The organism is Clostridium sp. DJ247 (assembly GCF_014231265.1).
On sequence record NZ_JABAIW010000048.1, the window covers coordinates 21,777 to 38,691 of the forward strand.

The window sequence follows — 16,915 nt, forward strand, 5'->3', positions numbered from 1 at the left end:
TGTTAAATTTCTTTTGAATCACTAAGAAACTTTTTAATTGAATCAATATTATCTATATTTCTCATAAAAGTTTCCCCTATTAGCACTGCGTTTACTCCAAGAGAACTTAAATATCTAATATCACCTGGGGTTTTTATACCACTCTCAGACACTAATGTGATATTTTTAGGTATATCTTTCATAAGCTTTTCTGTAGTTTTTAAGTCTACGGTAAAATCTCTAAGGTCCCTGTTATTTATACCAACAATATCGCAGCCTGCAGATAATGCTATATCCATTTCTTTTTCGTTATGAACTTCTGTAAGACAGTGTAATCCCAGTTCTTTTGCAAAACTATAAAATTTCTTTGTATCTTCCCCCAGTACCGCTACTATTAATAAAATTGCATCTGCACCTATAGCTTTTGCCTGAACTACTTGGTACTCATCAATAATAAAATCTTTTCGTAGTATTGGTTTGGAATTTACTTGCTTGGCCTCTGCTATATATTCATCATTGCCCTTGAAAAACTGTCTTTCTGTAAGTACAGATACTGCATCTATATCTACTTTTTCGTAAACATCTGCTATTTTTGCTGGATCAAAATCTTCCTTAATTATTCCTTTAGATGGAGATGCTTTTTTTATTTCTGCAATTATGGATATCTTTTCTTTGTTTAATGCATTTTTAAAATCTCTTATGCTAATATCCTTTAAACCATTATAATAGTCTTCAATAGATGTTATTTGCTTTTCTTTTTCTATCTGTGTCCTTTTATATGCTACTATATCATCTAATATCATAATTAAACCCCCTTACTATACTTAATAAGCTCATTCAATTTTTCATAGGCTTTACCTGAATCTATAATCTCTTCCACAAGCTTAATTCCATCTTTAATATCTTTACATACATTACCTACATATAAAGCTGCGGCACTGTTTAAAACTACAATATCTCTTTTGCAGCCTTTATTCCCTTTTAATATATCTACTATTATATCTGCATTTTCCTTAGCACTTCCACCTTGTATATCTTCTGAAGCTGCTAAATCTATTCCAAACTCCTGAGGATTTATTATATAATCTAGTACTTCTCCATTTTTAACTTCACTTACATAAGTAAAGGTAGTGGTTGTTATTTCATCTAATCCATCACCACCGCATACAACCAAAGCTTTTTCACAGCCTAAGTTCAAAAGCACCTTTGCCAAAGTATTAGTTAAATCTTTATTATATACTCCTAAAACTTGACCTTTTGCAAAGGCTGGATTAGTCAGTGGTCCTAATATATTGAATATAGTTCTTATTCCTAATTCTTTTCTTATTGGTGCAACATTTTTCATTGCACTGTGATATCTTTGAGCAAACAGAAATGCCATACCCTTTTCATCAATACATTTTGCTGCCTGCTCTGGTTGCAAATCTATGTTAAAACCCAGTTCTCCTAATACATCTGCACTTCCACTTTTACTTGAAACAGCTCTATTACCATGTTTAGCTACCTTAACCCCAGCTGCAGCGGCAATTATAGAAACTGCTGTAGATATATTAAAGGTTTTTCCACCATCGCCCCCAGTTCCACAGGTATCAATAACATAATTTGATTTAAGCTTAACAGGAGAAGCGTTATCTCTCATAGCTTTAGCACTTCCAGTTATTTCACTTATGGTTTCGCCTTTCATTCTAAGTCCCAAAAGAAAAGCTCCTACCTGTGATGAAGTTTCTTGCCCCTTCATAATTCCATCTATAGCATTGTAGGCTTCAGCTTCAGTTAAATCTTTTCTATCTGCAATTTTTTTAATTACTTCTTGTAACACCACATATCACCTCTAGAAAATTTTTTATTATATCTTTTCCCTGTTCTGTAAATATGGATTCTGGATGAAATTGTACTCCATATACATCATGTTCTTTATGTCTTAATGCCATTATTACATTATCATCTAAGCTTTTAGCAGTAACCAAAAGTTCTTCTGGCAGCATATCTTCATTAACTGTTAGGGAGTGATACCTCATAACACTTAGGTTATTTTTTATTCCTTTGAAAAGTCTGTTGTCTTCATGTTTAATCATAGAAGTTTTTCCGTGTTTTATAGTTTCTGCTCTGGTTACTTTACCGCCATAAGCGTATCCAATAGCTTGGTGTCCCAGGCAAATACCAAGAATAGGTACCTTACCTTCATATTTTTTTATAACCTCTACACATATTCCAGCCTTTTCAGGAACACCAGGTCCTGGAGATAATATGATACCCTCTAAATCCATATCCTTTAAATCTTCTACTGTTATCTCATCATTTCTTACAACCTTTATATTATCATATATCTCCCCAATATATTGATATAAGTTATAGGTAAAAGAGTCATAGTTATCTATTATTAGTATCAATTAAATCACCTCTCTCATAGCCATAGCTTTATTTAACGTTTCTATATATTCAGACTTTGGTACAGAATCATATACAATACCCGCTCCCGCTTGTACATAAGCTGATTTTTCTTTAAACACTATTGTTCTTATAGCAATACAAGTATCCATATTGCCATTATAGGAGAAGTACCCTACTGCTCCTGCATAAATGCCCCTTCTAGTTTCTTCAAGATCATCAATTATTTCCATAGCTCTAATTTTAGGGGCACCTGATACTGTTCCAACAGGAAGACATGAACTTAATGCATCAAAACAAGTTACTTCACTTTTTAATTTCCCAGTTACCATGGATACTATGTGCATTACGTGGGAGTAAAGATCTACTTCCATGAATTTATCTACTTCTACAGTGCCAAATTCACTTATTCTTCCTATATCATTTCTTCCTAGGTCTACCAACATAACATGTTCTGCTTTCTCTTTTTCATCTTGTAAAAGTTCTTCTTTTAATTTTATATCCTCCTCTGCAGTTTTCCCTCTACGCCTAGTTCCTGCAATAGGATTTGTCATAACTTTTCTATCCTTTACAGTAACAAGACTTTCTGGTGAAGAACCACATATTTGAAAATCTTCAAAATCAATATAGAAAAGATATGGTGATGGATTTTTGGATCTTAATCTTCTGTAAACATCAAAAGCATCACAATCAACTTCAAATTTTAATCTTTGAGACAATACCACCTGAAATATGTCTCCAGCTTTTATATACTCCTTAGCTTTTTCTACTAAGCTACAAAATTTTTCTTCATCAATATTAGATTTAAATTCTTTCTTTAAGTTATTTTCTTGAAACTCATGTATTCCATTGTTTTCTTTAATCATGGAGTTAATTTTATTAAGCTTTGATATTATAGTATTATAATCTTCTTTATCTTCTGGAAATACATTATAAGCTATTATGGTTTTATGTTCAAAATGATCGTAGCATACAAAAGTCTTATAAAACATTAAATAAGCTTCTGGTACATTTAGCTCATCTTTATTATTGTCCGGTAGTTTCTCATATTGTCTTATTACATCATAACCAACATAGCCTATAGCTCCACCTACAAAAGGGATAGGCAGCCCAGCTGCATCATATTCACAGTTCACATATTTTTTAACATAGTCTAAAACCTTACCTGTATGGAGCTCAATACCTTTGTCGCTATTAATGGTTATCTGTTCACCGTAGCTCTTTATTGTCATATATGGGTCTACACCACTAAAAGAGTATCTTCCTATTTCTCTCTCGGAATAGACACTTTCTAATAAAAATTTGTTTTTTCCAACTAAATTATAATAAATTCTTATAGGAGTAAGCTCATCTGCGTTAACTTGTAAATATATTGGGAATACCTTATTTAAACTCTTATATTCTAAAAATTCTTTTTCTGATAAACTTATCATTAATATCACCTCTTGTTTCAAAATCAAATAAAAATCTATAACAAAAAAGGCCACTTCCTCCATATAATGGGACGAAGTGACCGTGGTGCCACCCATTTTCCGTTTTACTTAAGGTATAAAGGCATACAACATAAAATAGTTTTAAAATCATACATCAATTTTAACAGGTTAAATACTTTTAATATTGTAACTATGTATTCTTAAATTGTGTATGTTTTATAAAAATAAAAAACACTTCACCCTTTCAAAGGACGAAATGTTAAACTTTCGTTATGCCACCTTAGTACAAAACTTTCTCTTTCAGGTACAGATTATAATCGATACCCTGTCTTTTTAACGGTAGACTACCGGTTATTGCTACTACTACTTCGCATCACATCTCAGAGACCCATTCAATATAGGCTACAGTATTTGGCTTCCACCATTCCAAACTCGCTTAAACTAAACTCCTGTATTTACTTCTTCTCTTCGTCGATTTTAATTCTCTTTAATAAAATAATATACTTTTTCATATAAATTGTCAATAATAAATTTAAAAATTTTTCTTAATATTCGCAAGACATATACTTTTCTTCAATCCTTCATACATATTAGAACTTTACTTTTTAATTAAAACACTTTAAAACATTTGCTTTTCACGTTCCAAATCTTTACAGGTTATTGTGAAGTAACTGAATAGTTTTACGTAAGTCCACCACAGAAATTTGTCCTGGTGCAGAAACCTTTTTAGCTGCACCGAAAGTCAAGTCTGAACCAAAGAGCTCACCTGACAATCTACTGATAACACCTTTTCCTGCCATAGACATTGTTATAATAGGACCATTAGCATATTCTTCTTTCATTATACGTGTAGCATCTAACAGTGTAATTACATCTGTAACACAAGTAGGCATCACTGCAATTTTAGGAATGTCCCCACCTAATTCCTCAGCCTTACGTAATCGTGATATAATCTCTTCCTTTGGTGGTGTCTTATGGAAATCATGATTAGAAATAATAACTGCCACATTATTTTCGTGAGCTACTTGAATTAATTCCTTTATATCTTTTTCATCGTTAAATAATTCCACATCTATAACCTCAACTAGTTTCGTATTAGCAATGGATTTATTTAATTTAACGTAAAATTCTGTACTAACTTCTTTCTCTCCACCTTCTTTAGCACTACGGAATGTAAAAATAATAGGCTTATCAGCTAGTATTCCTCTAATTTCTTGTAGTGCCTCCTTAACCTTTTCTATATTGGTAACATGTTCAAAGAAATCTACACGCCATTCTACAACATCGAAATCAAGGTCTTTTAAAAAATTGGCTTCCTCTACAAGTTGAGAAATAGTTTCTCCTACCATTGGTACACAAATTTTAGGTAGGCCTTCACCAATTGTAACATCTTTAATAGTAACTACTTTTTTCATTAATATTCATCCTTTCAAAAAGAACTCCATGTTTTGTGCTAGAACAAAGCGCCCATTCCCTGGACAAAATAGTTAATATTCTGTGTTAGACTGCAAAGTACTCAATTGCTACAAGATAATATTGCTTCCATTATTTTTTCTAAGGTCTCTTCCATTTCTCCATCATTTACAATTCTAAAATTACAATATTTTTTATAAAGCTCATATCTCTCATTATAAAGTTCATATAATTTATTTGCTCCCTGCTTTAAGAGAGGCCTGTCTGCAATAGATACATCTTCTACAATTTTTTCTACAGGTCTATCTATAAAAATTATTATACCATTTGTCTTTAGCATTTCTATATTTATAGAATTTTTAACTACTCCTCCACCTGTAGATAGCACTACTCTTTTTTCTCTACTTACTTCATAAATAGCTTCACTTTCCAGTTTTCTAAAATATTGTTCTCCCTGTTCAAATAATTGTGGAATAGTTTTATCATTCTTTTCCTCTATAAATTTATCTACATCAACAAACCTAATTTCTAACTTTTCCGCCAGTTCCTTACCTATAGTGCTTTTCCCACAGCCTGGCATACCTATTAAAACAATATTTTTATCTGAAGTATACATTATCATAACACCAACTTCCAATATGCTATCTTAACTCTTCGTATATACTTTCTACAATTTCATCTTTAATTTTTACTTCTTGCCATATTTCCTGAGCTGCTATTGCTTGTGCTACTAACATATATAATCCATTTACAGTATTAAGTTTTAATTCCTTTGCATGTTTTAGAAAGACCGTTTCCTCTGGATTATATATTAAATCTACTGCTGTAGAGAACTTACTTAGTATATCTTTACTTACAGGAGAATCCTCTACTTTTGGATACATTCCGCAAGGAGTACAATTTATAATTATGTCGCTATTGCCTAAGCCTTCCATGTCATCATAGGATATTATTTTAAATTCCTTAATATCTTCTACACTTTCAGGATTTCTGCTTACATAAATGATATCATTTATCTTATTATCTATAAGATACTGAACTACTGCTTTAGATACTCCTCCAGTACCTAATAGCACAGCATTCTTATTTTCAATGTTCACATTAGCTTTTCTTAAAGATGCCCCAAAACCATAATAATCTGTATTATACCCTGTAACAGTTCCATTATTAAAAGCTATAGTATTAATAGCTCCAATTTTTTCAGCCTCTGGTGAAAGCTTATCTAGATACTGAATTATATCGATTTTATAAGGTATAGTTACATTTACACCCTTAGCACCCAGTGCTTTTAATCCCTCAACAGCTTGCTTTAGATTCTCTCTCTTTATTTCAAATAAATTATATGACCCCTCTGAATTTGTCTTTCGAAAAAATTTATTATGTATTTGTGGAGATAAACTATGACCAAGCTTCTCCCCTATAAGTCCATAAAAGCCCCTCATTTACCTAACCTCACTTTTGTTTTATTCTACTTAATCTTTTACTGTGATTCTATATATAGATAACCATGCCCGAAATTTAACTTATACTCCGGAATATGCTACCAAACTTCGGCACGTTAAAAACTTTTAATTAGTCTAAAGTTCGTGTTTATGAAAATCTAAGAACCTTTGATAAACTCGTACCTCAAACATATCAAAGCTCCTAAGATTTTCAAAAACACTTCACTAAGACTAATAAAAAAGTTTTTAAAAGTGCCATCAGTTTTGGCATCATATTCCTACGTATAAGTTAAGTTTCCCACCTAGAACCCCATATACTAAATTACATGTCCTTATTGTAGTTCCCTAAGAGCTTAAAATAAAGACTTTCATACTGTATACCCTTTAATGCCTTTTTCGCATTTTCCTTTAGTATATTACCTGAAAAATCTATATAGAAAAAGTATTGCCAAGATTTCTCCGCCATAGGTCTTGATTCTATTTTCAACATATTTAAATCATTGTCAGCAAAATGTCTTAATACATTATGCAGTGCTCCTACGTCATGAGGCAGTGCTACAACTATACTTATTTTATTAGAATCTTCCTGTACCTGCATATTTCTTCCTATAACTATAAATCTAGTATAGTTATTACTATTATAATTTATATTTTCCTTTAAAAACTTTAAACCATACAATTCAGCACACTTTTTATTTGAAATACAAGCCTTATTTTTTGCTTTTTCTTCACTAACATATTGGGCACTTTTTGCTGTATTAAAATAAGGTATTAGTTTCCAGTTTGGGTATTCATCTAAAAAATTCTTACTTTGTAAAAAACCTTGATTATGTGAATATACTTCTTCTATATCTGATAACTCCGCACCGTGAACTGCAAGTAAATTATGATCAACTTTTATGCATTTCTCCCCTACTATGAAGAATCCATATTTACCCAGCAAATCACAAACCTCTGAAATACCTCCTGTAGATGAGTTTTCAATGGGTAGAACTCCGAACTCTATTTCATCCTTTTCTAGTGCTTCAAACACATCTTTAAAGTTCTGATACCCCATTACCTGTGTTTCTTCATCAAAATATTCTGTTAATGCTTCATGGCTAAAAGATCCTAAAACTCCTTGAAAGCCTACCTTGCCAGAAACTTTAACCTTCTCTGCTTTCTTATTTTCATCTACAGCAGATATATGTAAATCATTCTCTTGGTTGGGTTCTTTTTTTTCTGCTACACTACAATTAGAAGCAGCTTCTATTCTTTGCTCTTGTATTTTTCTGCTTATAGCCATAACAGATTCAAAAAACTCTTTTACCTCATCCTTAAGAGACTGATCTTTCACATATTCAATGGATTTACTTATAACTTGTACTTCTCTTTCTCTATCTAATACTTTCATAGAATTTTTTATTTTATATTCAGCTACTTTGTACACTATTTCCATTCTTTTTTCAAATAACTTTACTAATTCTTCATCAATCTTATTAATTTCTTTCCTTAACCAGTTTAAATCCTCCATACCTACTACTTCCTCCTATATGAAATTCTTTACATAGAGAGAGTTAAGCCTAAAAATAGGCTTAAACTCCAACTAGCTGAATTAAATCTAATAGTGCTATAGCTGTAACAGCTTCTAGCACTGGTAGAGCTCTAGGTACAATACAAGGGTCATGTCTTCCTACTATCTCTATTTCAGCATTTTCTTTCTTTTCTATATCAACTGTTTTTTGAGCTTTAGCAATGGATGGAGTAGGTTTTATAGCTACTCTGAAAACTAACGGCATTCCGTTGGTAATTCCCCCAAGTATACCTCCGTTATTATTCGTATCAGTTACAATTCTGTCATTTTCCATATGATATTCGTCATTGGCTTCAGATCCTCTTATTTTAGTAATGTCAAAACCCGCTCCAAATTCTATACCTTTTACTGCTGGTACGGAAAATATTACGTGGGCTAGAGTACTTTCTACTGAATCGAAGAATGGTTCACCAAGACCTACTGGCAAGTTAACTACAGCTGTTTCTATAACTCCACCTACAGAATCTTTTTCACTTCTAGCTTTTATTATAGCCTCTTTCATTTTGGCTTCTACTTCTTTATTTAGTACTGGAAAAGAGTTTTCAGTTAATGTTTTTAATGTTTCAGCGTTAACTTCTACTCTATTAAAACCTTCATCTTGTATATCTAATATACTTTTCACGTGGCTTCCAATAACTATACCCTTTTGCTGTAAAATCTGTTTACATATAGCACCAGCAAACACTAGAGGCGCTGTTAATCTTCCAGAAAAGTGTCCTCCTCCTCTATAATCATTAAAACCGTTGTATTTAATAAATCCAGTAAAATCTCCATGTGCGGGTCTCATCAAATTCTTAGTTTTACTATAATCTTTTGAGTGCTGATTTTTGTTGTAAATTACAGCACAAAGAGGTGCACCTGTTGTTCTACCATTAAAATATCCACTTAGTATTTCAACTTTATCTTCTTCTTTTCTAGGAGTTGTTAGCTCACTGTTTCCAGGGGCTCTTCTAGCCATTTCCTTATTTATGTAATCTAAATCTAACTCTATACCTGGCTGTAATCCAGAGATATTTATACCTATAGCTGTTCCATGAGATTCCCCAAAAATAGAGAACTTTAATTTATTTCCCCAAACTCCACTCATTTACGTTACCTCCTAATTTACCGAATTCTTGCCAAAAAGTAGGATATGATTTATTTACACTGTGAGCATCTGTTATTATAATAGGTTCTTTACATCTAATAGAAGCTACTGCCATAGCCATAGCTATACGATGATCGTTCCAGCTATCTACAGTTCCACCTGTAAGTGAACCCTTACCTCTTATTATTAAACCATCTTCCTTTTCTTCAATATCTGCTCCAATTTTATTTAATTCCGTAGTTATAGCTTTAAGTCTGTCAGATTCTTTAAATCTTAATCTTGCAGCATTTATTATTTCTGTAGTACCTTCACTTAATGCTGCTAATACGGTTACTACAGGTACAAGATCCGGACACTGTGCAGCGTCTATAACTGCTCCTTTTGTTTTAGAAGGTAATGCTTTAATTTTATCTCCTTCAATAGAAATTTCTCCACCCATGCTTCTAATTATTTCTATTATAGCTTTATCGCCCTGAAGAGAATCTATATTCATACCAGTACAAGTTACATCTGCTCCTAAGGCACCAGCTACTAACCAAAAGGCTGCTTGAGAAAAATCTCCTTCAACATAGTAGTCTACAGCTTTATACTTTTGGTTTCCTTTTATTATAAACTCTCTATAATTTTTATTTTCCACATGAATAGAAAACTTTTTAAGAGTATCAATAGTTAAGTCTACATAAGGCTTAGATTCAAGTTCTGTTGTAACTATTATCTTTGATTCTCCATCTAATAGCGGAAGTGCAAATAATAGACCTGTAATAAATTGTGAGCTTACATCACCTTTAATTCTGTATTCACCAGGCTTTAACTTTCCATCAATTGTTAAAGGAAGTTTTCCATCTACATTTTCATAGTGGATACCTTGTTCATCAAATATTTTGTAATAATCATCTAATGGTCTTTCTACAAGCTTACCTCTACCTTCAAAGGTAACCTTTTTTCCTAAAGCTACAGCTACAGGTATAAAAAATCTTAGTGTAGATCCTGACTCATAACAATCTAAAGCAACTTCTTTTGAGCTAACCTCTGATTTACCATTTATCTTTATTTTAGAAGAGTCTATATGCATTTCAACATCTACTCCTAAATTACTCATGGCACCACAGGTAGCTTTTATGTCTTGAGAAAAAACTACGTTATCTATATCAATATGTCCTTCAGAAAGACCTGCACAAATTACTGCTCTATGACAGACACTTTTTGAAGATGGAACTACAACTTGCCCCTTAAGATTACTTGGATTAATAACTACATTTTTCAAAAATTAGCCCTCCCTAAATTTAAAAAATCACAACAATTCTTATTATGAAGTGTATAAAAATGATTAACAAATAAATTTTGTTAATCATTTTTGCACAGTGAAAACTATAAAGTGAAACTTAATTCATGTGGTGTCTTGACCCCATCTGAATTTTAGTCATCGGATAAATTACTCTCTTATTTGACCCTGTCCATAAATTATATATTTAGTACTTGTAAGCTCCTTTAGCCCCATAGGTCCTCTAGCATGAAGCTTTTGAGTGCTTATACCTATTTCCGCTCCAAAACCAAACTCACTTCCATCTGTAAAACGAGTGGATGCATTAACATATACTGCAGCTGCATCTACTTCTTGCAGAAATCTTTGAGAGTTTGAATAATTGTTAGTAATTATTGCTTCTGAATGCTTAGTACCATATTTATAAATATGATCTAATGCTTCATCTAAAGAGCTTACAACCTTTATTGCTAGTATTAAATCTAAATATTCAGTGCCCCAATCTTCCTCTGAGGCTGCCTTTATGTCTTTAACTATATTTTGCGTAGCCGCACAGCCTCTCATTTCTACCCCTAAAGCTTTTAAGCGATTTACTAGCTTAGGTAGAAATTCTTCTGCCACATCCTTATGCACAAGCAATGTTTCCATAGCATTGCATACCGCTGGTCTTTGAGTTTTTGCATTTGCTACTATATCTTCTGCAGCTTTCAAATCTCCATCTGCATCTACAAATACATGACAATTACCCACTCCAGTCTCAATAACAGGAACTGTGGAATTTTTAACTACTGCATTTATTAGACCTGCTCCACCTCTTGGTATTAATACGTCTATATATCCGTTTAGCTTCATCATTACATTAACAGCTTCTCTGTCCGCAACTTCAATAAGCTGAATACAGCCCTCAGGCATACCACTTTCAATAGCAGCCGTTGATATTATGTTAGCTATAACTGTATTAGAATTGAGAGCTTCAGAACCACCTTTTAAAATTACAGCATTTCCAGATTTTAAGCATAGAGCAGCAGCATCTACAGTTACATTTGGACGTGCTTCATATATAATACCTATTACACCTAGAGGTACTCTTATTTGCCCGATTTTAAGATCATTAGGTGTTTTCCACATTTTAATTACTTCGCCATTTGGATCTTCAAGTGCAGCCACACTTTTTAGACCTTGTGCCATGTCTTTTATTCTTGCTTCGTTTAGCAGCAGCCTATCTAATAAAGCCTGGGTTAGCCCTTTGTTTCTTCCATTTTCAATATCCGTTGCATTGGCTTTCAAGATTTCTTCCATATTATCTATTAAGGAATCTGCCATTTTTAACAAAGCTTTGTTCTTATCTTTTGCATTGGTACTGGACAGTTTTCTTGCAGCTTCTTTTGCAAGCTTTGCTTTTTCAATTACATACTGTTCTATATTCACTTTTCTTCCTCCTATATCTTTAATATAACTAGATTATTCTTATGAACTATTTCGTCATAATCCTTATGACCTAGTTTATCTTCTATAAGTGAAGTATCAAGACCTTTAATAAAATTTATTTCTACAGAACTATAATTGCAAATTCCGTGAGCTAGTTCCATTCCTTCCTTGTTCACTATAGATACTACTTCTCCTGCATTAAATACCCCATCTACAGAGACTATTCCCTTAGGCAGCAGACTCTTATTTTTTTTAATCAAGGCTTCTTCTGCACCACTATCTACAACAATTTTTGACTGTGGCCTTGTTCCGAAGGCTATCCAGTGCTTCTTTGCCTGCAGATGATTTTCCTCTGCTTTAAATAATGTTCCTATTAATTCACCATCTAATGCATCATTTATTATATTGTGAGCATTTCCATTTAAAATAAACATGGATGCACCGGAAGATGTGGCAATTTTTGCTGCATTAACCTTAGTTGCCATTCCTCCTGTTCCTAAATCACTTCCTGCTCCCCCTGCTGAGGCTTCTATTTGCTGTGTAATTTTTTCTACATTATAAATAAGCTTAGCATCTGGATTATCTTTAGGATTGGAATCGTATAAACCATCAATATCGCTAAGTATTATAAGTAAATCAGCTTCTACTAAGCTAGCAACCATAGCAGATAGGTTATCGTTATCCCCAAACTTTATTTCGTCTACAGCTATAACATCATTTTCATTTACAATTGGAATAACACCCTGTTCAAAAAGTGCAAAAAAAGTATTGCGAGAATTTAAAAATCTTCCACGTTGTGAAATATCCTCTCTAGTTAAAAGAATTTGTGCAACGGTCTTTCCATATTCAGAGAACATTTTTTCATACATATGTAATAAAATTCCTTGGCCAACAGCTGCTGCCGCTTGTTTTTCCGGCATAGTTTTAGGACGGCATTTTATTCCTAATTTACCTCTCCCTGCAGCAACAGCTCCAGAAGATACAAGTACAATCTCTATGTTTCTATTATGTATATCCACTAATTGTCTTACAATTTTTTCTATGCGACATAAATTAAGATTACCTGTATTATGAGTTAAGGTTGAACTGCCTACTTTTACAACTATTCTTTTTATATTTTCTAAGTATTGTTTTCTATCTGCATTCATAATAGTTAACTATATAAAATAGTTTGTACCTCCTTTAGGCTAACAGTATTTAAAACCTATGTTATTCTCCAATATGAGATTATTCCTTAGTATATAATTCTCACATTGGAGGATAACAATAGTATTAGTTAAAATTCTACGATTTTTTATATTATATCAGATAATTTACATTAATAGAAAGTTAAATTTTGTATTTATACGTTATTTGTACATACTTTATCTGATTAATAAAAAAACCTTAGAAAACTAATATTAAATATATTTTTCCACTTCATTAGTTTTTATTTTTTCAATTACTGCTTCACCTATGTTTTTTAGCACAATTAAATTTATATGTTCTCCTATATTCTTTTTATCTAGAGTTAAAGTATCTATTACAGCTTCCCTATCCATTAAAGGCATTTCGTATGGTAGATTGTATTTCTTTAATACCTGAATTATGCATTCAGAAGCACCTTTTTCTGTTATTTGAAGTTCCTCGCTTTTCTTAGTAATTTGCACCATACCAATTGCTACAGCTTCTCCATGAGTGTAATTTTTAAAGTTGAAATATTTTTCCACAGCATGACCTAAGGTGTGTCCGAAATTTAACAACATTCTATCTCCAAAGTCCTTTTCATCAGCCTCAACTATGGTTTTCTTTATATTACAACAAGTGTATATTATCTCTTCTATATTTTCTAGAAGTTCTTCATCATTTTTATAGTTCATAAGTTTATCTATTATATTTTTATCTCTTATAAATCCATATTTTATAACTTCCGCTAAACCGTCATAAAAAAATCTCTTATCTAAAGTTTTTAGAACTTCTGGATCTATAAATACAGCATCTGGATGATAGAAGCTTCCCACAAGATTTTTACCCCAAGGTAAGTCTACAGCTACTTTCCCACCAACACTACTGTCAACCTGTGCTAATAAGGATGTAGGTATTTGTATGTATGGGATTCCCCTCAAATAAGTAGATGCTGCAAAGCCTGATAAATCTCCTACAACACCTCCACCTAAAGCAATTATTAAATCTTTTCTTACAATTTTAAACTCACAAAGCTTTTTATATACTTCCTGCAGGGTATCTATGGATTTACTTTCTTCCCCTGGCTTTATAGATATAATATTTACATTAAATCCACTTTCCTCAAGAACATTTCTTATGGTATCTCCATACAATCTTTCTAAGTTATGATCTGTAATTATAGCTATTTTTCTACCCTTGTATGTTTCTGATAAATATTTTCCTACTTGCTTTAAAATATTTTTTTCTATGTAGATATTATAATTTTTATCTTTAAGTTTTACCTCTAGTGTTTTCATTTTAAATCATCTTCCTTCTTTTTGCAGTAGCATTATTAAAAACAGAATTTAAAGTATCCATGTCTTTAGCTTTTATAGCATTTTTTATTTCTTCCATACTCTGCTGAAATTTTTCGATTTCCTCAACTAAATTATCCGAATTTAATTTAAACAACTCAGACCATAACGCTGAATTAATTACAGCAACACGAGTTGCATCCTTAAAGCTTCCTCCAGTAAACACACCTATATTATCTTCTTCAGTGTGACACGTCATAAGAGAAACCGCTATAACATGTGGCAGTTGACTTGTGAAAGATATTATCTTATCATGTTCCTCCGGGGTAATATATACCACATTTTTACACCCTATTGCTCTTGCCATTTTGTCTACTAGCTTTATATTTTCTTCCTTGTTTCTCTCATTAGGAGTAATTATATAATTTGCATTATTAAAAATTTCTTCTGAAGCAGCTTTTAATCCTTGTGATTCCCTACCTGCCATAGGATGTGCTGCAACAAAATCTAAATATGGTGGTAGAAAAGAATTTATCTTTTCTACCAGTTGCATTTTTACCCCACAGGTATCTGTGATTACAGCGTCCTTCTTAAAGTTATCAATGTTATCTTGTACGAACTTAATGGTCTGTTCAGGGTAGAGAGCTATTATTACCAAATCGGCATCTCTTAAAGCTACTTTTCCATCCTTATAACCAGCGTCTATTATTCCCATATCCAAAGCTTCGTCTAGGGCATCATCATCCATGTCAATGGCAGTTATTTGCAAGGGTCCTAATTTTCTAAGTGCCATGGCATAAGATCCCCCTATTAATCCTAACCCTACAATAGTTATTTTAAAATTAAAGTCATAATCTTCCAAGAATAGCCCCCCTAAAAATTTTAAATTTCTCTATTTTCTATTTCAGCTATTTTAGCTAAATCCTGCATAAGTTTATCGAATTTTACAGGTTTTATAGACTGTTGTCCATCACATTTAGCATTAGCTGGATCATTATGAACCTCAATAATAATTCCATCTGCTCCAGCGGCTATTGCTGCCTTAGATAAAGGTTCTACTGCCCACCACATTCCAGCTGAATGACTTGGATCTATTATTATAGGTAAATGACTTAATTTCTTTATAACAGGAATAGCACTAATATCTAATGTATTTCTTGTGTAGTTTTCAAAAGTTCTTATACCTCTTTCACACAAAATTACATTTTCATTACCTCCTGCCATTATATATTCAGCAGACATAAGCAATTCTTCAATAGTTGAAGATAAACCTCTTTTTAGAAGTATAGTTTTATTTGTTTTTCCAAGCTCCTTTAAAAGCTCGAAGTTTTGCATGTTTCTTGCACCGATTTGTATAATATCTACATCTTCAACAAAGGTATCTATCATATCTGCAGACATAAGCTCAGTTACAATTGGTAATCCAGTTATTTCTCTAGCTATCTTTAAAAGCTCCAAACCTTCTTGTCTAAGTCCCTGAAAGCTATACGGTGAAGTTCTTGGCTTAAAAGCTCCCCCTCTAAGGAATCCTGCACCACTTTCTTTTACCATCTTTGCAATTTCTACTATTTGTTCTTCACTTTCAACTGAACAAGGACCTGCTATAATAGCTAGCTTATGTCCCCCTATGGTTTTTCCATTAACATCTATTACCGAATCCTGTGGGTGGAATAATCTGTTTGCTAGTTTGTAAGGTTGTTGTACTTTAGTAACTCTTTCCACAAATTCATTAGCTTCAATTTTTTTAGGATCAACAGTAGTAGTGTCTCCTACAATTCCTAATACAGTGTAATTTTCCCCTTCTGACACGTTAACTTTACAGTTTTCTGTTTCTATTCTTCCTTTAAGTTTCATTATTTCCTCTTTTGGTGCATCAGCTCTCATTATTACTATCATAAAATGATCCTCCTTGATTTTTATAATCTTATATTCTAACTTATAAATTTATATATTTTTATAATTCCATTGCCGGCTAAAGGAATTATTATATATTAATAAAGGTATTATATTGTAAAAAAATAAGGCTCCAATGAGCCTTTTAAATAAATCAAACCTATGACGTTACACCTATAAAATTTTGCCTATAGGATGTATTTCGATTTATTAAACTCATTAGAAAGGCAACTATTATTTTTTTGCAGTAGAAATAACCAGCGCTAAAAAAGTAAAAATAGCCCCAGTTAAAATAAAAATAAAAGTTTTCACTTAATCTCTTTCTAATGATATTTCCCATAATATAAACCTCCATTTTCCTACACAATGCTACAAAATCCTACAAATGTATCTATTAATGGTTATACCTATTAATTTTATAGTAAAAATAACTTATTTTATTAAACATATTTATTATTCAGACATACAAAACTAAAAAGATAATTTTGTACTTAATAGTTATTATACTACATAAAAATAATATGTCAATAAAAAGTATTTAATTTTTTATAAAAATTAT

At 32.1% G+C, this 16,915-nt stretch carries 15 protein-coding genes; all 15 read right to left on the bottom strand.

What is annotated here, in order from left to right:
• Window positions 1-2 precede the first annotated feature (2 nt).
• The 15 genes from trpC to aroF all read right to left on the bottom strand — a co-directional run bounded on the left by trpC (window position 3) and on the right by aroF (window position 16,359).
• Window positions 3-782 carry an indole-3-glycerol phosphate synthase TrpC gene (gene trpC / locus HGI79_RS17235; protein ID WP_185651919.1) on the bottom strand — a complete coding sequence of 260 codons (780 nt, stop codon included), beginning with the start codon at window positions 780-782 and terminating at the stop codon, window positions 3-5.
• 2 nt (window positions 783-784) lie between these two features.
• A complete protein-coding gene (gene trpD / locus HGI79_RS17240; protein ID WP_185651933.1) occupies window positions 785-1,798 on the bottom strand; it encodes an anthranilate phosphoribosyltransferase in 1,014 nt (337 codons plus the stop codon).
• Window positions 1,779-2,369, bottom strand: a complete 591-nt coding sequence (locus tag HGI79_RS17245) for an aminodeoxychorismate/anthranilate synthase component II (RefSeq protein ID WP_185651920.1) — start codon at window positions 2,367-2,369, stop codon at window positions 1,779-1,781. Before HGI79_RS17245 ends, trpD begins: the two co-directional genes overlap by 20 nt.
• Window positions 2,370-3,800, bottom strand: coding sequence for an anthranilate synthase component I (gene trpE, locus HGI79_RS17250; protein ID WP_185651921.1), 1,431 nt, complete (start codon window positions 3,798-3,800; stop codon window positions 2,370-2,372).
• Between the two features lie 650 nt (window positions 3,801-4,450).
• Window positions 4,451-5,215 (bottom strand): type I 3-dehydroquinate dehydratase, encoded by a 765-nt coding sequence (gene aroD / locus HGI79_RS17255; protein WP_185651922.1) that lies wholly within the window; start codon window positions 5,213-5,215, stop codon window positions 4,451-4,453.
• A gap of 101 nt (window positions 5,216-5,316) precedes the next feature.
• Window positions 5,317-5,829 carry a shikimate kinase gene (locus tag HGI79_RS17260; RefSeq protein WP_185651934.1) on the bottom strand — a complete coding sequence of 171 codons (513 nt, stop codon included), beginning with the start codon at window positions 5,827-5,829 and terminating at the stop codon, window positions 5,317-5,319.
• 25 nt (window positions 5,830-5,854) lie between these two features.
• On the bottom strand, window positions 5,855-6,655 hold the full coding sequence (gene aroE, locus HGI79_RS17265) for a shikimate dehydrogenase (RefSeq protein WP_185651923.1): 801 nt from the start codon (window positions 6,653-6,655) through the stop codon (window positions 5,855-5,857).
• A 322-nt stretch (window positions 6,656-6,977) separates the two neighbouring features.
• The gene (locus HGI79_RS17270; RefSeq protein WP_185651924.1) at window positions 6,978-8,168 is read right to left on the bottom strand and encodes a chorismate mutase; all 1,191 of its coding nucleotides are present in this window, start codon (window positions 8,166-8,168) and stop codon (window positions 6,978-6,980) included.
• A 61-nt stretch (window positions 8,169-8,229) separates the two neighbouring features.
• Window positions 8,230-9,315 carry a chorismate synthase gene (gene aroC / locus HGI79_RS17275; protein WP_185651925.1) on the bottom strand — a complete coding sequence of 362 codons (1,086 nt, stop codon included), beginning with the start codon at window positions 9,313-9,315 and terminating at the stop codon, window positions 8,230-8,232.
• Window positions 9,293-10,579, bottom strand: a complete 1,287-nt coding sequence (gene aroA / locus HGI79_RS17280; protein WP_185651926.1) for a 3-phosphoshikimate 1-carboxyvinyltransferase — start codon at window positions 10,577-10,579, stop codon at window positions 9,293-9,295. The genes aroC and aroA overlap by 23 nt, the downstream gene beginning before the upstream one ends.
• Window positions 10,580-10,747: 168 nt before the next feature.
• Entirely contained in the window at window positions 10,748-12,004 is a 1,257-nt protein-coding gene (locus HGI79_RS17285; RefSeq protein WP_185651927.1) for a glutamate-5-semialdehyde dehydrogenase, read from the bottom strand.
• A gap of 11 nt (window positions 12,005-12,015) precedes the next feature.
• Complete coding sequence (proB, locus tag HGI79_RS17290; RefSeq protein ID WP_185651928.1) at window positions 12,016-13,152, bottom strand: glutamate 5-kinase; 1,137 nt, start codon at window positions 13,150-13,152, stop codon at window positions 12,016-12,018.
• Window positions 13,153-13,404: 252 nt separating this feature from the next.
• A complete protein-coding gene (gene aroB, locus HGI79_RS17295; RefSeq protein WP_185651929.1) occupies window positions 13,405-14,466 on the bottom strand; it encodes a 3-dehydroquinate synthase in 1,062 nt (353 codons plus the stop codon).
• Window position 14,467: 1 nt separating this feature from the next.
• Complete coding sequence (locus HGI79_RS17300) at window positions 14,468-15,325, bottom strand: prephenate dehydrogenase (protein ID WP_185651930.1); 858 nt, start codon at window positions 15,323-15,325, stop codon at window positions 14,468-14,470.
• Between the two features lie 20 nt (window positions 15,326-15,345).
• Window positions 15,346-16,359 (bottom strand): 3-deoxy-7-phosphoheptulonate synthase, encoded by a 1,014-nt coding sequence (gene aroF / locus HGI79_RS17305; RefSeq protein WP_185651931.1) that lies wholly within the window; start codon window positions 16,357-16,359, stop codon window positions 15,346-15,348.
• Between the last annotated feature and the right edge of the window lie 556 nt (window positions 16,360-16,915).